The following is a 23,882-nucleotide window of genomic DNA, read 5'->3' as shown; positions in this document are numbered from 1 at the left end:
GTCTTAACCTCGCGGCTCGATACTTGCGGCCAGAATCGCCAGAACCAGTTGCTGGAAATCCAGACCGGCAGCACGAGCCGCCATCGGCACCAGACTGTGATCGGTCATGCCCGGTGCGGTATTGACTTCCAGGAACCAGAACTGCCCGTCGGCGTCCTGCATCACGTCAGCCCTGCCCCAACCGGCGATACCCAGCGCCTCACAGGCTTTCGCCGTGAGGTCCATCAGTTCTTTTTCTTTGTTGCTGTCCAGGCCACACGGAATCCGGTACTGGGTATCGGAAGCCACATACTTGGCGTCGTAGTCGTAGAAGCTGTGCGTCGTGCCCAGGGCAATCGGTGGCAACACCTGGTCACGCAGGGTGGCGATGGTGAACTCCGGACCTTGAATCCATTGTTCGACCAACACTTGCGAATCGTAGGTAGCGGCCGCTTTCCACGCGTCGATCAACTCCGACGCGGAGGTCACTTTGGCCATCCCGATACTTGAACCTTCATGGGCCGGTTTGACGATCAAAGGGAAGCCCAGTTCCGTCGCCGCCGAAATACAATCAGCCTCGCTGCTCAGTACGGCATGGCGTGGCGTCGGAATACCCAGGCTGTGCCAGACCTGTTTGGTCCGCAGCTTGTCCATGGCCAGCGCGGAAGCAAGAATGCCACTGCCGGTGTACGGAATACCCAGGCATTCCAGCAGGCCCTGCATGCTGCCGTCTTCACCGCCACGACCGTGGAGAATGATGAAGGCACGATCGATTTTTTCGTTCAGCAGACGCTGCAAGAGATCATCGCCCACGTCGAGACCAAACGCGTCCACACCGGCGCTTAGCAGCGCGTCGAGAACCGCGTTACCCGACTTGAGAGAAACCTCACGCTCGGCACTCTTGCCGCCGAAGAGCACGGCGACGCGGCCGAAATCTTTCGGCGCAATCGTGGAGACGAGGTTGGCGTAAGCAGCAGTCATTTCAACTTCCCCACACTCGGCGCAGCAACGGCGCCTGCGAACAACGGACTTTTCAACAGTTTCGGTGCAAGACCACCGATGTCACCGGCGCCCTGGCACAGCAGGATGTCGCCAGCACGCAGCAGCGGCTTGACCACCGGCGCGAGATCAACACCGCGCTCGATGTAGATCGGGTCGAGCTGACCGCGCTGACGAATGCTGTTGCACAGCTTGCGGCTGTCGGCGCCCGGGATCGGTTCTTCACCGGCCGGGTAGACTTCCATCAGCAGCAGGACGTTGGCGTCGGCCAATACATTGACGAAATCGTCGTACAGATCACGGGTGCGGCTGTAACGGTGCGGCTGGTAGACCATCACCAGACGGCGTTCCGGCCAGCCACCGCGCACGGCTTTGATGACCGCGGCGACTTCGGTCGGGTGGTGACCGTAGTCGTCGACCAGCATCACGCTGCCACCGTCTACCGGCAGTTCGCCGTAGACCTGGAAGCGTCGGCCGACACCCTGGAACCCGGACAGGCCCTGGACGATGGCTTCATCGCTGACGCCTTCATCGGAGGCGATGCAGATGGTTGCCAGGGCGTTCAACACGTTGTGGTTACCCGGCATGTTCACCGAGACATCCAGCGGATCGCGATCAGGACGCAGCACGGTAAAGAAGGTCTGCATGCCCTGCTGGCGCACATTGATCGCGCGCACATCGCAGTCGTCGCCGAAGCCATAAGTGACGGTCGGACGTTTCACCAACGGCAGGATTTCACGCACCACCGGATCGTCCAGGCACACCACCGCCAGACCATAGAACGGCAGGTTGTGGAGGAACTCGACGAAGGTTTTCTTCAGTTTGTTGAAGTCACCGTCGTAGGTCGCCATGTGGTCGGCGTCGATGTTGGTGACCACGGCCACCAACGGCTGCAAGTGCAGGAAGCTGGCGTCGCTTTCGTCAGCTTCAGCGATCAGGTAACGGCTGGTGCCAAGCTGGGCATTGGTGCCCGCGGCATTCAGACGGCCACCGATCACGAATGTCGGGTCCAGGCCACCGGCGGCAAACACCGAAGCGATCAGGCTGGTGGTGGTGGTTTTGCCGTGCGTGCCGGCGACGGCGATGCCGTGGCGGTAGCGCATCAGCTCAGCCAGCATTTCAGCGCGAGGCACCACCGGAATGCGGCGTTCCAGAGCAGTGGCGACTTCCGGGTTGGACGTGTTCACGGCACTGGAAGTGACCAGCACATCGGCGTTCGCGGCGTTCTCGGCGCGGTGGCCGATAAAGATCTGAGCGCCGAAGGACTCGAGACGCTCGGTCACCGGCGAAGCTTTCAGGTCGGAACCGGACACTTCATAGCCCAGGTTCAACAACACTTCGGCAATGCCGCACATGCCCACGCCGCCGATCCCGACGAAGTGGATGCGACGGATGCGGCGCATTTCCGGTTGCGGCATGGCTTTCTGGTTCTCAACCATGGGCCACCTCCAGGCAGGTATCGACCACGTTACGGGTTGCATCGGGTTTGGCCAGGCGGCGTGCCGCGGTGGCCATGTCGGTGAGTCGTTGTGGTTGCATCAGGACCTCTGTCAGGCGTGCGGCAAGATCCGCTGCGCCAGTCGTTCTTTGCGGCATCAGGAAGGCAGCGCCTTCACGGGCCAAATAATCGGCGTTGCGGGTCTGGTGATCGTCGATCGCGTGGGGCAAAGGCACCAGCATCGAGGGCAGACCGGCGGCGGCCAGTTCACTGATGGTCAACGCGCCTGCGCGGCACACCACCAGGTCGGCCCAGCCATAGGCTTGGGCCATGTCTTTGATGAAAGGCTGCACTTGCGCCTCGACGCCAGCCGCGCGATAGCGCTCTGCAGTCACTTCATCGTGGTTTTTGCCGGCCTGATGAAACACTTCCGGACGCAGGTCGGGGGCGACTTGCGACAGGGCTTCAGGCAGCAACTTGTTCAACGGTTCTGCGCCCAGGCTTCCACCCAGGATCAGCAAACGCGCCTTGCGACCGGCCAGAGCCTGTCGCGGTGTTTCGAGGAACAGCTCGGTGCGCACCGGGTTACCGGTGGTCCGACGGCTGCCCGACAGGGTAAAGGTGTCGGGGAACGCTTCACAGACTCGGGCGGCCAACGGCACCAGCAACCGATTGGCGGTACCGGCCACGGCGTTCTGCTCGTGAACGATCACCGGCACACCGGCCAGTTTGGCGGCAACGCCACCAGGACCGGTCACAAAACCACCAAAGCCGACGACACACACCGGCCGCAGCTGACGAATGATCGCCCGCGCCTGCCAGATCGACTTGAGCAACATGAACGGCGCCTTGAGCAGGGACAGCTTGCCCTTGCCACGCAATCCGCTGGCATTGATTCGATGCAGTTCGATGCCGGCCACCGGAACCAGATCGTTCTCGATGCCGCGCGGTGTCCCGAGCCAATGCACGGTGTAACCACGGGCCTGGAATTCGCGAGCACACGCCAGCGCCGGGAACACGTGGCCACCGGTGCCGCCCGCCATGATCAATACGTTAGCGCCCATGGGTCGGCTCCTCGGCGAAGTCGCTCTCATGGAATTCCATCTCTTCGCTGCCCAAGTGGGTTCGACTTTCCCATTCGATGCGCAGCAACAAGCCAAGACAGGCACAGCAGATCACCAACGAGCTGCCGCCATAACTGAGGAACGGCAGGGTCAGACCTTTGGTTGGCAGCAGACCGACGTTCACCCCGATGTTGATCAGAAACTGACCAATCCACAGGAACGACAAGCCGTACGCGATGTAGGCGGCAAAAAACTGCTTGGCCTTCTCGGCCCAATAACCGATGTACATGCCCCGAATACAGACAAAGACGAACAGCGCTACCGTGCACAAAGAACCGACGGCGCCCAGTTCTTCGGCCAGGACCGAGAACACGAAGTCGGTGTGGGCTTCCGGCAGGTAGAACTGTTTCTGCACGCTGTTGCCCAGGCCAACGCCCAGCCATTCGCCGCGACCAAAAGCGATCAACGCTTGAGACAACTGATAGCCGGCACCGAACTGGTCGGCCCACGGATCCGCAAAGTTGGTCAGGCGCGCCATTCGATACGGCTGCACTTGAATCAGCAACACCACCGCCGCGACCGCCAGGACAACCATCAAGGAAAAACGGAACAGGCCAACCCCGCCGAGGAACAGCATCGCAGCAGCAGCCCCCATCATCACGACGGTGGCACCGAAGTCCGGCTCCATCAGCAACAGACCCGCCATTGGCAGCAGAACGATGAACGGCTTGAAGAAGCCCATCCAGCTTTCACGCACTTCTTTCTGGCGACGCACCAGGTAACCGGCGAGGTAAATAACGACAAATACCTTGGCGATTTCCGACGGCTGAACGTTGAAGAAACTGAAGCCGATCCAGCGCATCGAACCGTTCACTTCACGGCCGATCCCCGGGATGATCACCATCACCAGCAAACCGAACGCACCAATCAGCATCAGCCAGCCCAGGCGTTGCCAGGTAGCAATCGGAATCATCATGGTGACGATGCAGGCACCCAGGCCCAGCACTACGTAGATAAGGTGGCGAATCATGTAATACAGGGCGCTGCCCGACTGCACAGCCGCCACTTCGGTCGATGCCGATGCAATCATGACCAGCCCGAGGCCGATCAATGCCAGGCAGCCGGCGAGCATCGGGAAGTCGAGGTCGATGCCGCGCCCGGTGATGATCGGCGACGGATAAGGCTTGATGATGTTCATCAGGCTCATGCCAGATCCTCCACTGCGCGGACGAACTGGTGACCACGGTCTTCGTAATTCTTGAACATGTCGAAACTGGCGCAGGCCGGCGACAACAACACGGCGTCGCCCGTCTCTGCGATGGCGCGGCATTGCTCGACCGCTTCGATCAGCGAGTTGACGCGAATCAGTGGCACGCCATCGCCGATGGCCTGAGCGATCAGGTCGGAGTCGCGGCCCATCAGCACCACGGCGCGGCAGTTGGCCGCCACCGGATCACGCAAGTCCTTGAACTCGGCACCCTTGCCGTCGCCACCGGCGATCAGCACGAGCTTGCCGTCAATGTCCGCGCCCAGGCCTTCGATGGCAGCCAGTGCGGCACCGACGTTGGTGGCTTTGGAATCGTTGTAGTAGCTCACGCCATTCAGGTCACGGACCCACTGGCAGCGATGCTCAAGCCCGGCGAAGGTGCGCAGGCTCGACAGCATGGCGTCGAACGGCAGGCCGACGGCGTGGCCCAGGGCCAATGCCGCCAAGGCGTTGGACTGGTTGTGGGCGCCGCGAATTTTCAACTCGCGCACCGGCATCAGGTTCTGGAATTCGAAGGCCAGGTACTTCTCGCCGTCTTCTTCGCGGATACCGAATGCCTTGAAATCAGGTTTGCTCAAACCGAAGGTCCAGCATGGCTGACCTTCGCCAATCAGCGGACGGCTCAGGGCATCCTGACGGTTGACCACAAACTGCCTGGCCCCCCGGAAGATCCGGTGCTTGGCCAGGTGATAGGCCGGCAGACCGCTATAGCGGTCCATGTGGTCTTCGCTGACGTTGAGCACGGTCGCCACTTCGGCGTTGAGCTGATCGGTGGTTTCGAGCTGGAAGCTCGACAGTTCCATCACGTACAGCTCGACGTCGTCGCTGAGCAGGTCCAGCGCTGGCGTACCGAGGTTGCCGCCAACAGCAACACGCTTGCCGGCCGCCGCAGCCATCTCGCCGACCAGTGTGGTGACGGTGCTTTTTGCGTTGGAGCCGCTGATGGCGACGATCGGCGCCTTCGCGTTACGCGCGAACAGCTCGATGTCACCGGACATTTTCACGCCACGGGCGGCGGCAGCCTGCAGGGCCGGGGTCGCCAGCGCCAGGCCGGGGCTCACGTAGAGCTCGTCGGCGCGGCACAGGAATTCGACGTCCAGCTCGCCACAACGCACTTCCACGTGCGGATAGTCACGCTTGAGCGTGGCCAGTTCCGGTGGATTTTCCCGCGTGTCGGCGACAGCAAACGACGTGCCCCGGTTCGCCAGGAAGCGAACCAGGGACATGCCGCTCTTGCCGAGGCCGACAACGATGCGGAAGTGGTCAGAAGCGATCAGAGACACTCGTTCTACCTCAGCTTCAGGGTGGCAAGGCCAACCAGCACGAGAATCACGGTGATGATCCAGAAACGGACGATCACGCGTGGCTCGGGCCAGCCCTTGAGTTCAAAGTGGTGGTGAATCGGTGCCATGCGGAACACACGGCGACCGGTGAGCTTAAAGGACGCAACCTGAATGACGACTGACAGGGTCTCCATCACGAACACGCCGCCCATGATGAACAGGACGATTTCCTGACGGACGATCACCGCGATGGTGCCCAGTGCCGCGCCCAGCGCCAGTGCGCCGACGTCGCCCATGAACACCTGAGCCGGATACGTGTTGAACCAGAGGAACCCGAGGCCCGCACCGATCAAGGCGCCGCAGAACACAATCAACTCGCCTGCGCCCGGTACATACGGGATCAGCAGGTATTCAGCGAATTTCACGTTACCCGACAGGTAGCAGAAAATGCCCAACCCGCCGCCGACCATTACGGTGGGCATGATCGCCAGACCGTCGAGGCCGTCAGTCAGGTTGACCGCGTTGCTCGAGCCGACAATCACGAAGTAAGTCAGGACAATGAAACCTATGCCCAGCGGAATGCTGTGGTCCTTGAGCATCGGCAGGATCAGGGTGGTTTCCACCGGTGTCGCTGCGGTCATATAAAGGAAGATCGCTGCGCCCAGGCCGAACACCGATTGCCAGAAGTACTTCCAGCGGCTCGGCAAGCCACGGGAGTTCTTCTCGATCACTTTGCGGTAATCGTCGACCCAGCCGATCGCGCCGAACAGCAAAGTCACCAGCAGCACGGTCCATACGTAACGGTTGCTCAGGTCAGCCCAAAGCAAAGTGCTGACGCCGATGGACGACAGAATCAGCGCGCCGCCCATGGTCGGGGTGCCGGACTTGGACAGGTGCGATTGTGGACCGTCGTTGCGAACGGATTGACCGATCTGACGGTTCTGTAATGTGCGGATCATCCACGGGCCGTAGCACAGCGACAAAACCAACGCGGTCAGCACACCGAGAATCCCGCGCAGGGTCAGGTACTGAAAGACCGCGAAGCCTTTGTAGAACTGTTGCAGATACTCCGCTAGCAGCAGCAGCATTAATGTTTCTCCAGGCTGGTCCCGCACAAAGCGGCGACGATGTTTTCCATCGCAGCGCTGCGCGAGCCCTTGATCAAAATGGTGGTGTTTGTGTCTTGCTCGGCGCCCAGGGCCTTGATCAGTTCAGCCTGAGTGCTGAAGTGAAAGGCCTGTGGACCGAAAGCGTTCACGGCGTGAGCCATCATTGGCCCGACAGCGTAAAGCGCGGAAACCTTGCCGCGGGCGTACGCGCCCACATCGCGGTGCCCCTGCTCCGCCCAATCGCCCAACTCGCCGATATCCCCGAGCACCAGAACGGTGCGGCCGGAAAAGCCGGCGAGTATATCAACGGCGGCGCACATGGAGGTGGGGTTCGCGTTGTATGTGTCATCGATCACGCGCATGCCATTGCTGGCCAGTTGCGCGACGGTGCGGCCCTTGACCGGTTGCACCGCGCCCAGACCGGTGGCGATACCGAACAGCGACACGCCCAGCGCATGGGCAGCGGCGGCGGCGGCCAAGGCATTGGCAACGTTATGGGTGCCGAGCAGGTTCAGTTGAACGCGCGCCATACCTTCAGGACTGTGCAGGTTGAACGCCGGGCAACCGCGAGCGTCGCGGTCCAGATCGCTGGCGTAGAAATCGGCACTGACATTGCTCAGGGCGAAGGTCAGCACTTTGCGACCGGCAGCGCGGGTCTTCCAGATGTCGAACGCCTTGTCGTCAAGATTGAGAACGGCGACGCCATCGGCATCCAGCCCTTCAATAATCTCGCCCTTGGCTTCAACGATTTTTTCCGGCCCGCCGAACTCGCCGACGTGGGCGGTCCCGGCGTTGTTGAGCACGGCCACGTGCGGCTTGGTCATGCCGACGGTGTAGGCAATTTCGCCGAGACGCGAAGCACCCAGTTCGATCACCGCAGCGGTATGTTCCGGTGCGAGTTCGAGCAGGGTCAGCGGAACGCCGAGGTCATTGTTCAGGTTGCCGCGGGTCGCCAACACCGGACCGCGTGTGCGCAGGATGCTGGCGAGCATTTCCTTGACCGTGGTCTTGCCGCTGGAACCGGTGATGGCCGCAACAGGATGGGTGTAAGCCGCACGGTTCAACGCACCGAGTTGCCCCAGTGCCTGACGCGTATCTTTGACCAGCAATTGCGGCAGTGCGCTGCCGGCGACTTCGCGCTCGACCAACGCCGCTACGGCGCCTTTGGCGGCGACGTCATTGAGATAGTCATGACCATCGAAGCGCGGGCCGGTCAGGGCAATAAAGAGTTGGCTTGGTTTGATCGCGCGGCTGTCGATGCTGACGCCGTCGAAGCTGGCATCGGCAGTGACCAGGCGGGCATTCAGCGCGCCGGTCAGTTCGCTCAGTTTCAGGGCTTTAAGCATGGGCCACCTCCCACGTGGTCAAGGCGTGATCGGCCTCGACCAGATCGGAGAACGCGTGACGCTGGCCGTTGATTTCCTGATAGTCCTCGTGACCTTTACCGGCCAGGACAATCACGTCATCCGCCGAAGCGCTGGCGATCAATTGGGCAATCGCCTGGCCACGGCCAGCGACGAAGGTGACTTTATCCACAGCGGTAAAACCGGCGCGGATGTCGTCGAAGATCACTGCCGGGTCTTCGGTGCGCGGGTTGTCATCGGTCACCAGCACGCCGTCAGCCAGACGTTCGACCACTTCAGCCATGAGCGGACGTTTGCCGCGATCGCGATCACCACCGCAACCGAACAGGCACAGCAAACGGCCTTTGGCATGAGGACGCAGGGCCATCAAGACTTTTTCCAGCGCATCCGGTGTGTGGGCGTAATCGACCACGACCAGCGGCTGAGTACCGCCGCCGAGGCGCTGCATGCGTCCGGCCGGGCCTTCGAGCTTCGGCAGCACGTTGAGGATTTCGTCCAGCGCGTAGTCCAGGCCCAGCAAGGCGCCGACCGCGGCCAGCACGTTGCTCAGGTTGAAACGACCGAGCAAGGTGCTGCGCAAGTGATGCTCACCTTGTGGCGTGACCAATATGGCGCGTACGCCTTCGTCATCGAACTGCGCTTCGCGGCAATAAAGGTAGGCACTGGAGTTTTCCAGGCTGTAGGTGATCAGGCGCGACTCGAGTTTGTCCGCAGCCAGTTGGCGGCCGAATTCGTCGTCGAGGTTAACCACCCTGCACTTCAAATCGTTCCAGGCAAACAGCTTGGCCTTGGCTTCACCGTAGGCTTGCATCGTGCCGTGGTAATCCAGGTGATCGCGGGACAGGTTGGTCATCACCGCCACATCGAACGCCAGTGCGGTCACGCGGCCCTGATCCAGACCGTGGGAAGAAACTTCCATGGCGACGGCTTTGGCACCGGCCTTTTTCAGGTCGGCGAGGGTTGCCTGCACGGCGATCGGGTTCGGCGTGGTGTGCAAGCCGCTTTCGAGCGCGCCGTAAAAACCGGTGCCCAACGTGCCGACGATGCCGCAGTGCTGGCCGAGCAAATCCAAGGCTTGCGCAACCAACTGCGTCACGCTGGTTTTGCCGTTGGTGCCGGTCACGCCGATCAGGTTCAGGTGACGACTAGGGTCACCGTAAAAACGCCCGGCGATGTCCGACAGCTGCGCCGCCAGGCCTTTGACCGGAATCAGTGGAACATCGGTAATCGGCAATACGGTCGCGCCTACGACTTCATACGCCACAGCGGCAGCGCCGCGTTGCAGGGCGTCGGCGATGTGCGCGCGGCCGTCGAACTTGCCGCCAGGGACGGCGAGAAACAGATCACCAGCCCGCACGTTGCGGCTGTCCAGGGTCAGTTCGCGGATCAACAGATCGCGGCCGGCGTGGGCGAAAATCTTGTTCAGACTCAGAGACATCAGCCTCGCCCTCCATTGGCTTTCAGCGGAACGACCGGTGCTGCGTTCGCTTGTTGAGTAGGTGGCAGGTTGTCCGGGGTGATGTTCATCAGGCGCAAGGTCCCGGACATCACTTTGCTGAACACCGGGGCCGATACCAGACCACCGAAGTAACCGGCCTTGGTCGGCTCATCGATCACCACCACGATGGCGTAGCGCGGGTCGTTCATCGGGCCGAAGCCGGCGAACAGCGAGCGGTAGGAATTCTCGGCGTAGCCTTTGGTGCCGACCGACGTTTTACGCGCGGTACCCGACTTGCCGCCCACGTGATACGCCGGCACTTGCGCACGGAATACACCGCGCGGAGCTTCGATCACTTGTTGCAGCATGGTTTGCATGGTTTTCGCGACAGCTTCCGGCAATACCTGCGTGGTTTGCGGCGCCTTGTCCGTTTTGATCAGGGTCAGCGGCGCGAGGCGACCGTTGTTGGCCAGGGCCGAGAAGGCGTGGACCAACTGGATCGCGGTCACGGAAATACCGTAGCCGTAAGACAGCGTGGCGGTTTCAGCCTTGCGCCATTCGCGATAGTTCGGGAGGTTGCCGACGCGCTCGCCCGGGAAGCCCAGGCCGGTGTCCTGGCCGAGGCCGACTTTTTGCGCCAGACGGAAAATCGTTTCGCCGCCGATATCGAAGGCGACCTTACTCATGCCGACGTTACTGGAGTTGATCAGGATGCCAGTCAGGTCGAGCACCGGGCCTTCGGATTTGGAGACGTCCTTGATGGTGTATTTACCAATCTGCAAGGTGCCCGGATAAACCTCAACGGTATCGGTCGGCTTCCAGCGCCCGGTTTCAATCGCGGCGCTCATGGAAATCGCTTTCATGGTCGAACCCGGTTCGAACACGTCGATCATCGCGCGGTTACGCATCATCGCCGGTTGCAGGTTGCGACGGTTGTTCGGGTTGTAGGTCGGCTGGTTGACCATGGCGAGGATCTCGCCGCTCTTCACGTCCATGATCACCAGGCTGCCAGCCTTGGCGCCGTTCTCGATGATCGCGTTACGCAGTTCACGGTTGGCCAGGTATTGCAGACGCAGGTCAATGGACAACGCCAAGGGCTTTCCGGCCTTGGCGTTTTTGGTGACCTGAACATCCTTGATAAGTCGGCCACGCCGATCCTTGATCACCTGCCGCTTGCCGGGGACCCCGGCCAGCCATTCGTCGTAGGCCAGCTCGACGCCTTCACGACCGTGGTCATCGATGTCGGTAAAACCGACCATATGGGCAGTGACTTCACCGGCCGGGTAGAAACGACGGAATTCTTCGATGCCATAAACGCCCGGCACTTTCAGATCGAGCACGGACTGGCCTTGCTCGGGGGTCAGCCCGCGAACCAGGTAGATGAATTCTTTGTTGGCCTGGGCCTCGAGACGTTCGGCCAGGGCTTTCGGGTCCTGCCCCAAGGCAGCCGCCAGTGCAGGCCACTTCTCTTTGGCCGTTTGCATTTCCTTGGCATTGGCCCAAAGGGTGGTGACCGGGGTACTCACGGCCAAAGGCTCGCCGTTACGGTCGGTGATCAGACCACGGTGAGCCGGAATCGGGATATGACGAACGCTGCGCGCATCGCCCTGACCTTTAAGAAAGGCCCGGTCGACGACTTGCAGGTCGATGATGCGCCAGCAAATAGCCACGACCATGACGCCGAGCAAACCCAGCACCAGGCGGAACCGCCATGGAAAGAGTGCACCCTCGAGTTTCATCATGGCGCCACCATCTGCACTTCAGCTGCGCCAGGAATGCGCATCTTCAGTTGCTCGGTCGCCAGGACTTCGATACGGCTGTGGGCGGTCCAGGTGCTCTGTTCGAGAATCAAACGGCCCCACTCCGCTTGCGCCTTGTCGCGCACGCTCAACTCGTTGTACAGGGAGTTCAACAGTTGACGGTTCCAGTGGGCGCTATAGGAAACGCCGATGGCCGACACGAGCACGCCAATAAACAGCAGAAACATGAAAAAGCTTCCGCCGGGAAGTGGCTTGGCGAAAAGCTTGCTCACCGCAGCTTCTCCGCGACGCGCATGACGGCGCTACGGGAACGTGGGTTGGCTTTGAGTTCGGCCTCGGAGGCGGACTGCGCTTTGCCATGGATTTTGATTATTGGTTCGAAGGCGACGTGACGTACCGGCAGGTTGCGCGGCAAGTTGTCGGCTTCGCCTTTCACCAGTTTGCGCATGAACAGTTTGACGATGCGGTCTTCCAGCGAGTGGAAGCTGATGACCACCAGGCGGCCACCGACTTCCAGGCATTCCAGTGCGGCTTCGAGGCCTGCTTCCAGATCACCCAGTTCGTTGTTGACGTGAATTCGCAAGCCCTGGAACGCACGGGTCGCCGGGTTTTTGCCCTTTTCCCATGCAGGGTTGGCGACTTTCAGGACTTCAGCCAGATCGGCAGTGCGCTCGAACGGTTTGATGTCGCGACGCTCGGCCACGGCACGGGCCATCCGGCCGGAGAAACGTTCTTCGCCGTATTGCTTGAACACCCGGGCGATTTCTTCCACCGGGGCGGTGTTGACGAATTCGGCAGCGCTGATCCCGCGGGACGGGTCCATGCGCATGTCCAGCGGGCCATCGTTGAGGAAACTGAAGCCGCGTTCAGGGTCGTCGAGCTGCGGCGAAGATACGCCGAGATCAAGCAAAACGCCGCTGACCTTGCCGGCTAGACCACGTTCGGCGACTTCCGAGCCGAGCTCGGCAAAGCTGCGCTGCACAACGACAAAGCGGCCGTCTTCGGCCGCTAGCGTTTGCCCGGTGGCAATCGCTTGTGGATCTTTGTCGAACCCGAGTACCCGACCATCGGGGCCGAGCTGGCTGAGGATCAACCGGCTGTGTCCGCCGCGCCCGAACGTACCGTCCAGATAGCAGCCATCAGGACGTACGGCGAGAGCCTCCACGGCTTCGTCAAGCAGTACGGTGATGTGGTTAAAGCCGCTATCAATAGTCACAGGATCAAATCACGCAGTTCATCAGGCATGGCGCCCGGTTGTTGAATGGCAGCCAGGTCAGCGGCAGAAACCGCATCCCAGGCATCCTCGTCCCACAATTGGAACTTGTTCAGTTGGCCTACCAACATCGCGCGCTTATCCAACTTGGCATATTCACGAAGACGCGGTGGAACCAGAAAACGACCACTGCCATCGAGCTCGAGGTCGACGGCATTACCAATCAGTAAACGTTGCAGGCGGCGGTTCTCTTCGCGAAGCGAAGGAAGTGCGCGCAGTTTGGTTTCAATAATTTCCCACTCATCGAGGGGGTAAACACACAAACACGGATCAACGGCATCAATTGTGACGATTAACTGACCGGAACTACGCGAAACGAGCTCGTCACGGTACCGGCTCGGCATAGCGAGACGGCCCTTTGCGTCGAGACTAATAGCGTTAGCTCCGCGAAACACGTCAGCGTTTCTCCAAATATTAGCGTTTTGAGCTCAAAAAACCCACTTCATGCCACTTTCCGCCACTTGCGCACACTATAGGAATGCGGCCACCGCACCGTCAAGGCGCGGATTAAAGGAAAACCCTTACAGAACTGAGATTTAGGAGCGCAAAAGGAGGGGCAGCGAGAATCTGACGTGTCGTCCTGCTCAATAACTTGAATCAGCACAGAAGGCTGCGTTCGAAAGTTAAAGTGATTTGTTAAGAGTAAGATTTTTTCGGTATTAGGAAAGTGCTTCTGCTGTTGATTCTGTAAGGAGGGAAATTGCTACTACAGGTGCCCTGCTCAATGATTAAAGCAGGGAGGGGAAAAAAGGTGGAGAGTCGATCTGTAAGCCGGGTTCTGTCTTGAACAGTCATTCGTCTACGATGGCCATCACTGGACATCTTTAGCAACCTACCCGGTCCCAGCGCGGGCCACGCCTTGGGACCCTATTTGGTCTTGCTCCAAGTGGGGTTTACCTAGCCACGAACTGTTGCCAGACGTGCGGTGCGCTCTTACCGCACCTTTTCACCCTTACCGGCGCCGAAGCGCTTAGGCGGTTATTTTCTGTGGCACTTTCCGTAGGCTCACGCCTCCCAGGCATTACCTGGCACTTCGCCCTATGGAGCCCGGACTTTCCTCCCCCCCCTAATTTTCATAGAGGGCAGCGACTGTCCGATCGACTCTCCGCCGCGAAGATTAACGGCAGAGCGACCGAAGGACAAGCGCTAAACACCTTGGGCTGCGCCTGCACGTCGGTTTTCACTCGCCCTTCTGTTTATCCAGCGCGACCTGATAGAGCACATTCTTGCGCTCGCCGGTAATTTGCGCCGCCAACGCTGCGGCTCGCTTGAGCGGCATTTCTTCAAGCAACAGATTCAGAATGCGCATCGCTTCACTGCTCACGGCGTCCTCGGTCTCGGGGGCAGACCAACCCGCCACCAACACCACGCACTCACCGCGCTGCTGATTGCTGTCTGACTCGACGAACTCGCGCAACTCAGCCAGAGGCAAGCCTTTAAGGGTTTCGAACGTCTTGGTCAGCTCGCGCGCCAGCAATGCTGGACGCTCACCACCAAACACCAACTCCATGTCTTGAAGGCACTCAAGGATCCGGTGCGGGGCCTCATAAAAAATCAGCGTGCGCGGCTCTTCCTTTACCAACTCAAGACGGGCGCGCCGACCGACTGCCTTGGCCGGCAGGAAGCCTTCGAAGATGAAACGGTCCGACGGCAGACCCGCCGCCGACAACGCCGCGATCAACGCGCAGGCGCCCGGAACCGGCACCACATTGATCCCCGCAGCACGGGCCTGACGCACCAGGTGATAACCCGGATCGGAAATCAGCGGCGTGCCGGCATCTGAAATCAGCGCCACATCGTCGCCGGCAAGCAAACGCGTGATAAAGCGGCTACCTTCATCCCGCTCATTGTGTTCATGGCAGGCCGCCAGCGGCGTAGGAATGCCGAAATGCTGCATCAATCGCTGGGAGTGACGGGTATCTTCGGCGGCGATCAGGGCGACCTCGCGCAGGATCTTCAGCGCACGCGCACTGATGTCGTCCAGGTTGCCGATGGGCGTCGCCACCACATAAAGCGAGCCAGCAGCGGAATTCAAAGCACCTGGAGCAGTCAAAGCGCACACCTCATGATCGGTAAAAGCCGCCATTGTAGCGCGTCGCGACGTTCGCGATACGCGCAAGCAACCCTCGGTTTTGCAGCCTTTTGTGCAGTACCGCAACATTTGCACGAGCTAAATTGATCGATTCACACCAGTAACATCGCGCCCCGGCCAGTGCTTGGGTACAATTCCACGCTAATTTGATCGAGTATCAGGAACACTACATGATCGCTTGCCTGCGGCTGTTCACTGCCCTCTGCCTTGCTGCCTTGCTGGCGGCTTGCGCCAGCTCGCCCTCCTCCAGCCTTGGCGAACTTCCACGGACCCCGGATGCCAGTATCGAGCAACTGCTCGCACAGGCCGCTCAAAGCAAAGACCCGGAAAAAGCCTCCCTGTTGCGCCTGAGCGCGGCAGACCTGGCCTATCGTCAGGGGAATGCCGGCCAGTCCGCGCAAATCCTGCAACAAGTCCCGGTCGAAACCCTCAAGCCTGGCCAACAGGTGTTCGCCAGCACCCTGGCGGCTGAACTGGCCATGGTTCGCAATCAGCCCAAAGCGGCGCTGACAGCCTTGAGTCATCCGAGCCTGCAACGCCTGAGTGAACTACCGGTTGAGCAACAGGTTCGCACCGGCACTGTTCGTGCCCGCGCCCTTGAAGCCGATGGCCAGACGCTGGCCGCCGCACGGGAGCGCATCTTCATCGCGCCAATGCTTGAAGGTGAAGCCGCCAGCAAAAACCACGAAGCGATCTGGACCCTGATCGCCTCGCTACCGACTGATCAATTGCAGCCGAGCACCACCGACGACCTCGGCGGCTGGATGGGTCTGGCACTGGCGGTGAAAACTGCCGGCACCCTGGAACAGCAGCAAGCCGCGATCGACAACTGGCGCGCACAGAATCCAAAGCACCCGGCCGCCATTCAATTGCCGCTGCCACTGACCAAGCTCAAGGAACTGGCCAGCCAGCCCCTGAGCAAAATCGCCCTGCTGCTGCCACAAGACGGCCCGCTGGCGTCGGTTGGCAAAGCACTGCGTGAAGGCTTCATGGCTGCTCACTACCAGGCCCAACAAGCCGGGCAGAAGCCACCAGCGATCGAGTTCTATGACAGCTCGCGCCTGACGTCCCTCGACGAGTTCTATCGCAAGGCTCAGGCCGATGGCGTGCAACTGGTCGTCGGCCCGCTGGAGAAACCGCTGGTCAAACAGCTCAGCGCTCGCCCGCAACTGCCGATCACCACCCTGGCGCTGAATTACAGCGAAGGCGCCCAAGGTCCGGCCCAACTGTTCCAGTTCGGTCTTGCGGCTGAAGACGAAGCCCGCGAAGTGTCCCGCCGCGCTCGCGCCGATGGCCTGCATCGCGCAGCTATCATGGTGCCGAAAGGCGAATGGGGCGATCGCGTCTTGAAAGCGTTCAGCCAGGATTGGCAGGCTAACGGTGGCAGCATCGTCGCCACCGAACGCGTCGACCAACCGGTTCAACTGGCCCAGCAGATCGCCGACATGTTCCAGCTGCGTCAGAGCGAAGGTCGTGCCAAGAGCCTGCAAAGCACCGTTGGCGGACAGGTAGCCGCCCAGCCTTCGCGTCGCCAGGACATCGAGTTCATCTTCCTGGCTGCAACGCCTCAGCAAGCCCAGCAGATCAAGCCGACCCTGAACTTCCAGTACGCCGGCGACGTGCCGGTTTATGCCACCTCCCACGTGTTCAGTGCCAGCGGCGATGTGAACCAGTACAACGACATGAACGGCATTCGCTTCTGCGAAACCCCATGGTTGCTGGAGGCTAACGATCCACTGCGCAAGCAAGTGACCGCTCAGTGGCCGCAAGCTGCTGGCAGCCTGGGCCGTCTGTACGCGATGGGTGTTGATGCCTATCGCCTGGCACCACGCCTGGGGCAACTCAAGGCTCTGCCGGACAGCCGCATCGAAGGTCAATCGGGCAGCCTGGGCATGACTCAGAACCAACGTGTGGTCCGCCAGTTGCCGTGGGCACAGTTTGTCAGCGGCCAGGTTCAACGCCTGCCGGACACCCCGCACTGATGCCCGACCGATCACGCCAGCAAAGCGGTAAAGATGCCGAGCGCCATGCGCTCGAGCATCTTCAACAACAAGGTCTGCGCCTGCTGGCGCAGAACTGGTTGTGTAAACGCGGCGAGCTTGATCTGGTCATGCTTGATGGCGATACAGTAGTATTCGTTGAAGTCCGCTACAGAAAAAACACTCAATGGGGTGGCGCGCTCGGTAGCATCGATGAGCGCAAACGGCAGAAACTGATAATTGCCGCGCAGTATTTTCTTCAGCGCGAGTCGCGTTGGGCCAATTCCCCTTGCCGTTTCGACGTGGTTGCCATCGACAGCAACCTCGATCAGTTGAACTGGTTGCAGAATGCCTTCGACAGCTGATCGCGTGCACCCCGAACCGGACACTTTCACCCAACACTTTTGCTCTTTGCTTTGCGGGCTGCACATTCATGTGCCGAGTAGCCGCGCTAATTAAGGTCACACAGATGGACATGCAATCCCGAATTCGCCAGCTTTTTCAGGCCAGTATCGATACCAAGCAAATGGCGATGGACGTACTTGCACCGCACATCGAGCAAGCCAGCCAAGTGATGGTCAACGCCCTGCTCAACGAAGGCAAAATGCTGTCCTGCGGCAACGGCGGCTCTGCCGGTGATGCCCAGCACTTCTCGTCCGAGCTGCTCAACCGTTTCGAGCGTGAGCGTCCGAGCCTGCCAGCGATTGCGCTGACCACCGACAGCTCGACGATTACCTCGATCGCCAACGACTACAGCTACAACGAAATCTTCTCCAAACAGATCCGCGCCCTCGGCCAGCCGGGTGACGTATTGCTGGCGATTTCCACCAGCGGCAACTCGGCAAACATTATTCAAGCGATCCAGGCCGCACATGATCGCGAAATGGTTGTCGTAGCATTGACCGGTCGCGATGGCGGCGGCATGGCGTCGCTGCTATTGCCCGAGGACGTCGAGATTCGCGTACCGGCCAACGTCACCGCACGTATTCAGGAAGTCCACCTGCTGGCGATCCATTGCCTTTGCGATTTGATCGACAGCCAACTGTTCGGGAGTGAAGAATGACCCCTAATCGCCTAGGCCTTCTGGCCTTGACACTGTGCCTCGGCATCAGCGGCTGCACCTCGGTGGTTAACGCCAGCCGTGAAGCACCGATTGAAGATGACCGCGGCACCCGCACCTTCGGCAGCAAGATCGACGACTCTCTGATCGACACCAAGGTCGGCGTGAACATTGCCAAGGCCGATCCAGCCCTGGATAACGACTCGCACATCGTCGTCACCAGCTTCAATGGCGTCGTGCTGCTTGCCGGGCAAACCCCGCGTGCCGACCTCAAGGCCAAGGCCGAACAGGCCGCTGCCGCTGTTCAGCGCGTGAAGACAGTCCACAACGAACTGCAAGTCCTGCCACCTTCCGGCTTCCTTGCCCGCCAGAACGACACCTGGCTGACCTCCAAGATCAAGACGCAGATGCTCACCGATCCGAACATTCCGGGCTCGCGCATCAAGGTCGTCACCGAGAACGGCATCGTCTACCTGCTGGGTCTGCTGACCAAACAGGAAGCTGCCCAAGCCACCAATTTGGTGCAGGGCGTTTCCGGAGTGCAGAAAATCGTGAAGCTGTTTGAGTACATCGACTGATATCGATCTGCAGGAGCTGTGTAGGAGCTGTCGAGAGAAACGAGGCTGCGATCTTTTGATCTTGAAAAATCAAAAATCAAAATCGAGATCAAAAGATCGCAGCCTCGTTTCACTCGACAGCTCCTACGGTTTGAAAGTGGTGAAGTAATAAAAAAGGCGATCCTTTCGGATCGCCTTTTTTATTACTTCACCACTTTCAAACTGGGTCGACCGCTGGGACGCGGCGGCTCACTGTCGGGTGGCGGAATATCGTCATCCGGCTCGATCTCTTCCTCGTCTTCCATAGGCGATTCCAGATCGAACACCATGCCCTGACCGTTCTCCCGGGCGTAAATGCCCAGGATCGATGCGATAGGCACGTACAGGGTGTGTGGCACGCCACCGAAACGCCCTTCGAAGCTGACCGCTTCGTTGTCCATGTGCAGATGACGCACGGCTGCCGGCGATACGTTCAGGACAATCTGTCCGTCACTGGCAAAACCCTGAGGCACCTGCACCGACGGATACTCGGAATTGACCAGCATGTGCGGGGTGCAATCGTTGTCCACAATCCACTCGTAGAGCGCGCGGACCAGATAAGGTCGACTGGAGTTCATAGCGGCTCCTTAAGCCTTAGCGCATATCGCGTTCGACACCAGACAGACTCGCCTGGAAAGCCTCACGCGCAAACGAGCGCTCCATATAATCAAGCAGCGGCTTGGCAGGCCGCGGCAGTTCAATACCCAGAATCGGCAATCGCCAGAGTATTGGCAATAGGCAGCAATCCACCAGACTTTGTTCCTCACTGAGGAAAAACGGCTTGTCGGCGAACAACGGCGACACGCCAGTCAGGCTTTCGCGCAGCTCTTTACGAGCCACGACACGGGCTGCTTCCTTGGACCGGGAATCCAGGATCAGATCCACCAGACCACACCAGTCACGCTGAATACGATGAATCAGCAGACGGCTGTTGGCACGCGCCACTGGATAAACCGGCAGTAAAGGCGGGTGCGGATAACGCTCATCCAGATATTCCATCACCACGGTCGACTCCCACAACGCCAGGTCACGATCGACCAGGGTGGGCAAGCTGCCGTAAGGGTTCACTTCAATCAGTTTAGGCGGCTGGCGACCAGCTTCCACGTAAATGATCTCGGCGCTGACACCCTTCTCTGCAAGTACGATACGCACTCGGTGGGAATAGTGGTCGGCGGGGTCGGAGTAACAGGCCAACCGATTGGTCACGCCCATGGCGGTCCTCCTCGCTTGTTGAAATTATCGGAAACGGAAAAACGCGCGCGCCCAGAGGGCGCCTCTCGTAACGCCTGGATCACCAGGCTCGTTACACCTTCAGAGACGCCCTTGGGCGCGCGCGATTGACAGCAATTTTACAGCAATATCAATGGACGTCTTTCCAGTATTCACGCTTGAGCAAGTATGCGAATACGAAGAAGAACGCCAGGTACAGCAACACATAGGTACCGATGCGCTGATGCTGCAGCTTCACCGGGTTGGCCGAGTAGGCCAGGAAGGTCACCAGATTCTTGACCTTCTCGTCGAACTGCTCTTCGTTCAGCGTGCCGGTTTTCGGCAGTATGGTCAGCTGGTCGCAGGCTTCATGAGTCAAAGCCGTGCCGGTCAGCGGATCGTATTGCTTCTTGCCGTCATCGACGATTTGAACTTGTTTACAGCCTACCACCTGACGACCCTGCAGGCCGACCAGAACGTTAGGCATCCCGACGTTCGGGAATACCTTGTTGTTCACGCCCCAAGGACGCGATGGGTCTTCGTAGAAAGATTTCAGGTAACCGTAGAGCCAGTCAGTGCCACGAACGCGGGCGACCAGGGTCAGGTCGGGCGGCGCCGCACCGAACCAGGCCTTGGCGTCAGCCGGCTGCATGCCGATGCTCATGTGGTCGCCGATCTTGGCGCCGGTGAACACCAGCTTCGAGAGCATCAGGTCGTGTGGAATGCCCAAGTCATCGGCGACACGCTCGTAACGCTGGAACTTGGCGCTGTGACAGCCCATGCAGTAGTTGGCGAATGTACGCGCACCATCCTGCATGGCAGCCTTGTCGGAAACGTCGATATCGACCTTTTCGAGCTCAGGACCACCGTGTTCGGCCGCGAAGGACAGCACAGGCAAAGCAGCAAGAATCAGTACAGCAAATAGCTTTTTCATCAGCCAGTCACCCTTTCCGGAACCGGTTTGGTCTTCTCGAGCCTGGTGTAGAACGGCATCAGAATGAAGTAGGCGAAGTACAGGAAGGTACATACCTGCGACAGCAACGTCCGCTCAGGGGTTGGGGCCAATACGCCCAGCACGCCCAGGATCACGAACGAGATGCAGAACACCCAGAGCCAGATCTTGCTCAGCCAACCCTTGTAACGCATCGACTTGACCGGGCTACGATCGAGCCATGGCAGGACGAACAGCACAGCAATGGCCGCGCCCATGGCGATAACGCCCAGGAGCTTGTCCGGAATCGCCCGCAGAATCGCGTAGAACGGTGTGAAGTACCAGACCGGAGCGATGTGCTCTGGGGTCTTGAAGGCGTTCGCCACTTCAAAGTTCGGCTTCTCGAGGAAATAACCACCCATTTCCGGGAAGAAGAACACGATCGAGCAGAAGATGAACAGGAACACCACCACGCCGACGATATCTTTCACGGTGTAGTACGGGTGGAAGGCAATGCCATCCAGCGGTACGCCGTTTTCGTCTTTGAATTTCTTGATGTCCACGCCGTCCGGGTTGTTCGAACCGACTTCGTGCAGCGCCAGAACGTGCAGCACCACCAGACCGAGGATCACGATCGGCAAGGCAACAACGTGCAGGGCGAAGAAGCGGTTCAGGGTGATACCGGAAATCAGGTAGTCACCACGGATCCACTGAGTCAGGTCGTTGCCGATGACCGGGATCGCACCGAACAGCGAGATGATCACCTGGGCACCCCAGTAGGACATCTGCCCCCACGGCAGCAGGTAACCCATGAAGGCTTCAGCCATCAGCGCCAGGTAGATCAGCATGCCGAAGACCCACACCAGCTCACGCGGTTTCTGGTACGAACCGTAGAGCAAGCCACGGAACATGTGCAGATAGACCACGATGAAGAACGCCGAGGCGCCGGTGGAGTGCAGCAGACGCAGGATCGAGCCGTACTCGACGTCGCGCATGATGTATTCGACGGATGCAAACGCCTCTTCCGCCGACGGGGTGTAGCTCATGGTCAGCCATACACCGGTAACGATCTGGTTGACCAGAACGAGCAGTGCGAGGGAACCAAAGAAATAGAAGAAGTTGAAGTTCTTCGGGGCGTAGTACTTGCTGAGATGGTCTTCCCACATTTTGGTCGCGGGAAAGCGCGCATCAACCCAATCCATGAACTTGCTCATCACGCTTTCTCCGTATCGACGCCAATGACAATGATGTCATCGGTCTCATAGGAATGCGGGGGAACTGGCAGGTTCAAAGGCGCAGGTTGCGACTTGTAGACGCGGCCAGCCAGATCGTAGTGGGAACCGTGGCAAGGGCAGAAATAACCACCTACCCAGTCCTTGCCCAGATCCGCAGGTGCCACTTCTGGACGGAAGGTCGGCGAGCAACCCAGGTGCGTACAGATACCGATCAGCAGCAGAACCTCTGGCTTGATCGAACGCGTTTCCGGGTCGACATAGGTCGGTTGTGTCGAGTTCTTGGAGGTCGGGTCAGACAGCTGGCCCTCGATCTTTTTCAGATTCCCCAGGATTTCCCCGGTACGGCGGACAATGAACACCGGCTGACCGCGCCACTCAGCAATCATCTGCTGGCCTGGCTCGATTTTGCTGACATTCACCTTCACCGGTGCACCTGCGGCTTTCGCCTTGGCACTGGGAAACCATGACCCCACGAACGGGACCGCAGCCCCCACCGCTCCTGCAGCACCCACCACGGATGTGGCTGCTACCAAGAAGCGACGCCGGCCTGCATTCACGCCGTCATTGCTCATTCAGTCCTCTCCCATCAGCTTTGTGGCCTGTTAAATCAGGCGTCTACTAAGTAAAAATCTGAACTTATAAAAATTTTGCCGAATGGTAATGAAAAGCCCCAATTCTGACAAGGTAATTACCGAGGGGCTTAACTGCCAAGCCTTGCAGTATAGGGCTTCTACGGCTGTGGCAAGTTGTCACAGAGCAATTCTTTGATAAATCGCGCCCATAAAAAAACGCCCAGCTTCGCGAGGAAACTGGGCGTTCTTTTTGAACGTAAAAGCGAATTAACGCTTCGAGTACTGCGGACGCTTACGCGCTTTACGCAGACCAACTTTCTTACGTTCAACTTCACGTGCATCGCGAGTAACGAAGCCAGCTTTGCGCAGAGCGCCACGCAGGGTTTCGTCGTACTGCATCAGTGCGCGAGTGATACCGTGGCGGATTGCGCCAGCTTGACCACTTACACCACCACCGATCACGGTGACGTAGATGTCGAATTTCTCGACAGTCTCAGTCAGTTCCAGCGGCTGACGAACTACCATGCGGGCAGTTTCGCGGCCGAAGAAATTTTCCAGGGTGCGGTTGTTGATGGAGATGTTACCAGTACCCGGACGCAGGAAAACGCGTGCGGTTGCGGTCTTGCGACGGCCAGTGCCGTAATTTTGAGTCGCCGACATAATGAACTATTCCGTTAAAACTTCAGTTCTTGGGGCTGCTGAGCAGTATGAGGGTGTACAGCGCCCGCATAGACTTTCAGCTTACGATACATGTCGCGACCCAGCGGGTTCTTAGGCAGCATGCCTTTGACCGCGGTCTCGATCACGCGCTCAGGGGCTTTAGCAATCAGCTTTTCGAAGTTGATCGACTTGATGCCGCCCGGGAAACCGGAGTGGGAGTAGTAGATTTTGTCGGTGGTTTTAGCACCGGTTACACGAATCTGCTCGGCATTGATAACGACGATGTAATCGCCGGTGTCAACGTGAGGAGTGTACTCAGCTTTATGCTTGCCACGCAGACGGCTCGCGATTTCGGTGGCCAGACGACCCAGGGTCTGACCTGCAGCGTCGACGACAAACCAGTCGCGCTGTACTGTTTCCGGTTTAGCAGTAAAAGTTTTCATTCTTTATAGCCTCAGGGGCCGCCCTGTAAATTAGACGGCGGATCTTACTGAATAGTGCGTACTTTGACAAGTCAAAGGCAGCCGGATACAGACGCTTTCGGGGGCTCGGGTCGGCGCGTCCGTTCAACGGC

General features: G+C 59.4%; 24 protein-coding genes and 1 other RNA gene. 4 read left to right on the top strand and 21 right to left on the bottom strand.

Annotation, left to right across the window (positions count from 1 at the left end; genetic code table 11):
* Nucleotides 1-3 precede the first annotated feature (3 nt).
* The 14 genes from PMI27_RS08800 to rsmI all read right to left on the bottom strand — a co-directional run bounded on the left by PMI27_RS08800 (nt 4) and on the right by rsmI (nt 15,060).
* Nucleotides 4-960 carry a D-alanine--D-alanine ligase gene (locus PMI27_RS08800; protein ID WP_008147514.1) on the bottom strand — a complete coding sequence of 319 codons (957 nt, stop codon included), beginning with the start codon at nt 958-960 and terminating at the stop codon, nt 4-6.
* A complete protein-coding gene (murC, locus tag PMI27_RS08805) occupies nt 957-2,417 on the bottom strand; it encodes a UDP-N-acetylmuramate--L-alanine ligase (protein WP_008147512.1) in 1,461 nt (486 codons plus the stop codon). The genes PMI27_RS08800 and murC overlap by 4 nt, the downstream gene beginning before the upstream one ends.
* Nucleotides 2,410-3,480 carry an undecaprenyldiphospho-muramoylpentapeptide beta-N-acetylglucosaminyltransferase gene (murG, locus tag PMI27_RS08810; RefSeq protein ID WP_008147510.1) on the bottom strand — a complete coding sequence of 357 codons (1,071 nt, stop codon included), beginning with the start codon at nt 3,478-3,480 and terminating at the stop codon, nt 2,410-2,412. Before murG ends, murC begins: the two co-directional genes overlap by 8 nt.
* Nucleotides 3,470-4,687 carry a putative lipid II flippase FtsW gene (ftsW, locus tag PMI27_RS08815; RefSeq protein ID WP_008147508.1) on the bottom strand — a complete coding sequence of 406 codons (1,218 nt, stop codon included), beginning with the start codon at nt 4,685-4,687 and terminating at the stop codon, nt 3,470-3,472. Before ftsW ends, murG begins: the two co-directional genes overlap by 11 nt.
* Nucleotides 4,684-6,030, bottom strand: a complete 1,347-nt coding sequence (gene murD, locus PMI27_RS08820; protein ID WP_008147505.1) for a UDP-N-acetylmuramoyl-L-alanine--D-glutamate ligase — start codon at nt 6,028-6,030, stop codon at nt 4,684-4,686. Before murD ends, ftsW begins: the two co-directional genes overlap by 4 nt.
* Nucleotides 6,031-6,035: 5 nt before the next feature.
* Nucleotides 6,036-7,118, bottom strand: coding sequence for a phospho-N-acetylmuramoyl-pentapeptide-transferase (mraY, locus tag PMI27_RS08825; protein WP_008147501.1), 1,083 nt, complete (start codon nt 7,116-7,118; stop codon nt 6,036-6,038).
* Nucleotides 7,118-8,485 (bottom strand): UDP-N-acetylmuramoyl-tripeptide--D-alanyl-D-alanine ligase, encoded by a 1,368-nt coding sequence (locus PMI27_RS08830; protein WP_008147499.1) that lies wholly within the window; start codon nt 8,483-8,485, stop codon nt 7,118-7,120. The genes mraY and PMI27_RS08830 overlap by 1 nt, the downstream gene beginning before the upstream one ends.
* Complete coding sequence (locus PMI27_RS08835; RefSeq protein ID WP_008147496.1) at nt 8,478-9,941, bottom strand: UDP-N-acetylmuramoyl-L-alanyl-D-glutamate--2,6-diaminopimelate ligase; 1,464 nt, start codon at nt 9,939-9,941, stop codon at nt 8,478-8,480. Before PMI27_RS08835 ends, PMI27_RS08830 begins: the two co-directional genes overlap by 8 nt.
* Nucleotides 9,941-11,680: a peptidoglycan D,D-transpeptidase FtsI family protein gene (locus PMI27_RS08840; RefSeq protein WP_177327875.1), complete on the bottom strand. Its 1,740-nt coding sequence runs from the start codon at nt 11,678-11,680 to the stop codon at nt 9,941-9,943. Before PMI27_RS08840 ends, PMI27_RS08835 begins: the two co-directional genes overlap by 1 nt.
* Entirely contained in the window at nt 11,680-11,973 is a 294-nt protein-coding gene (gene ftsL / locus PMI27_RS08845; RefSeq protein ID WP_033053422.1) for a cell division protein FtsL, read from the bottom strand. The genes PMI27_RS08840 and ftsL overlap by 1 nt, the downstream gene beginning before the upstream one ends.
* On the bottom strand, nt 11,970-12,917 hold the full coding sequence (gene rsmH / locus PMI27_RS08850) for a 16S rRNA (cytosine(1402)-N(4))-methyltransferase RsmH (RefSeq protein ID WP_008147489.1): 948 nt from the start codon (nt 12,915-12,917) through the stop codon (nt 11,970-11,972). The genes ftsL and rsmH overlap by 4 nt, the downstream gene beginning before the upstream one ends.
* Complete coding sequence (gene mraZ / locus PMI27_RS08855) at nt 12,914-13,369, bottom strand: division/cell wall cluster transcriptional repressor MraZ (protein ID WP_008147486.1); 456 nt, start codon at nt 13,367-13,369, stop codon at nt 12,914-12,916. Before mraZ ends, rsmH begins: the two co-directional genes overlap by 4 nt.
* Nucleotides 13,370-13,725: 356 nt before the next feature.
* Nucleotides 13,726-14,079, bottom strand: an RNA gene (gene rnpB / locus PMI27_RS30050) — RNase P RNA component class A.
* A gap of 75 nt (nt 14,080-14,154) precedes the next feature.
* Nucleotides 14,155-15,060 (bottom strand): 16S rRNA (cytidine(1402)-2'-O)-methyltransferase, encoded by a 906-nt coding sequence (gene rsmI / locus PMI27_RS08860; RefSeq protein ID WP_161990822.1) that lies wholly within the window; start codon nt 15,058-15,060, stop codon nt 14,155-14,157.
* Between the two features lie 176 nt (nt 15,061-15,236).
* Here rsmI and PMI27_RS08865 point away from each other — a divergent pair, with 176 nt between their 5' ends.
* The 4 genes from PMI27_RS08865 to PMI27_RS08880 all read left to right on the top strand — a co-directional run bounded on the left by PMI27_RS08865 (nt 15,237) and on the right by PMI27_RS08880 (nt 18,683).
* Nucleotides 15,237-17,048, top strand: a complete 1,812-nt coding sequence (locus PMI27_RS08865; RefSeq protein WP_008147482.1) for a penicillin-binding protein activator — start codon at nt 15,237-15,239, stop codon at nt 17,046-17,048.
* Nucleotides 17,048-17,410 carry a YraN family protein gene (locus tag PMI27_RS08870; protein ID WP_008147480.1) on the top strand — a complete coding sequence of 121 codons (363 nt, stop codon included), beginning with the start codon at nt 17,048-17,050 and terminating at the stop codon, nt 17,408-17,410. The genes PMI27_RS08865 and PMI27_RS08870 overlap by 1 nt, the downstream gene beginning before the upstream one ends.
* A 104-nt stretch (nt 17,411-17,514) precedes the next feature.
* Complete coding sequence (locus PMI27_RS08875) at nt 17,515-18,108, top strand: phosphoheptose isomerase (protein WP_007943727.1); 594 nt, start codon at nt 17,515-17,517, stop codon at nt 18,106-18,108.
* The gene (locus tag PMI27_RS08880; RefSeq protein ID WP_008147477.1) at nt 18,105-18,683 is read left to right on the top strand and encodes a BON domain-containing protein; all 579 of its coding nucleotides are present in this window, start codon (nt 18,105-18,107) and stop codon (nt 18,681-18,683) included. Before PMI27_RS08875 ends, PMI27_RS08880 begins: the two co-directional genes overlap by 4 nt.
* Nucleotides 18,684-18,865: 182 nt before the next feature.
* On the opposite strand, the gene PMI27_RS08885 is transcribed toward PMI27_RS08880, so the two are convergent.
* From PMI27_RS08885 to rplM, 7 genes are all read right to left on the bottom strand, one after another.
* A complete protein-coding gene (locus PMI27_RS08885; RefSeq protein ID WP_008155980.1) occupies nt 18,866-19,279 on the bottom strand; it encodes a ClpXP protease specificity-enhancing factor in 414 nt (137 codons plus the stop codon).
* Nucleotides 19,280-19,295: 16 nt separating this feature from the next.
* On the bottom strand, nt 19,296-19,913 hold the full coding sequence (locus PMI27_RS08890) for a glutathione S-transferase N-terminal domain-containing protein (protein ID WP_008155978.1): 618 nt from the start codon (nt 19,911-19,913) through the stop codon (nt 19,296-19,298).
* Between the two features lie 148 nt (nt 19,914-20,061).
* Complete coding sequence (locus tag PMI27_RS08895; RefSeq protein ID WP_008155976.1) at nt 20,062-20,844, bottom strand: cytochrome c1; 783 nt, start codon at nt 20,842-20,844, stop codon at nt 20,062-20,064.
* Entirely contained in the window at nt 20,844-22,055 is a 1,212-nt protein-coding gene (locus tag PMI27_RS08900; protein ID WP_008155974.1) for a cytochrome b, read from the bottom strand. Before PMI27_RS08900 ends, PMI27_RS08895 begins: the two co-directional genes overlap by 1 nt.
* Entirely contained in the window at nt 22,055-22,648 is a 594-nt protein-coding gene (gene petA, locus PMI27_RS08905) for a ubiquinol-cytochrome c reductase iron-sulfur subunit (RefSeq protein WP_008155973.1), read from the bottom strand. The genes PMI27_RS08900 and petA overlap by 1 nt, the downstream gene beginning before the upstream one ends.
* Nucleotides 22,649-22,915: 267 nt before the next feature.
* A complete protein-coding gene (gene rpsI / locus PMI27_RS08910; protein WP_003216038.1) occupies nt 22,916-23,308 on the bottom strand; it encodes a 30S ribosomal protein S9 in 393 nt (130 codons plus the stop codon).
* A gap of 14 nt (nt 23,309-23,322) precedes the next feature.
* Nucleotides 23,323-23,751 carry a 50S ribosomal protein L13 gene (gene rplM, locus PMI27_RS08915; RefSeq protein ID WP_007905295.1) on the bottom strand — a complete coding sequence of 143 codons (429 nt, stop codon included), beginning with the start codon at nt 23,749-23,751 and terminating at the stop codon, nt 23,323-23,325.
* Between the last annotated feature and the right edge of the window lie 131 nt (nt 23,752-23,882).

Origin of the sequence: Pseudomonas sp. GM41(2012), from assembly GCF_000282315.2 — a bacterium.
GTDB lineage: Bacteria > Pseudomonadota > Gammaproteobacteria > Pseudomonadales > Pseudomonadaceae > Aquipseudomonas.
Note: the sequence above shows the minus strand (reverse complement) of the source record. Positions and strands in the feature narration are given on the sequence as shown.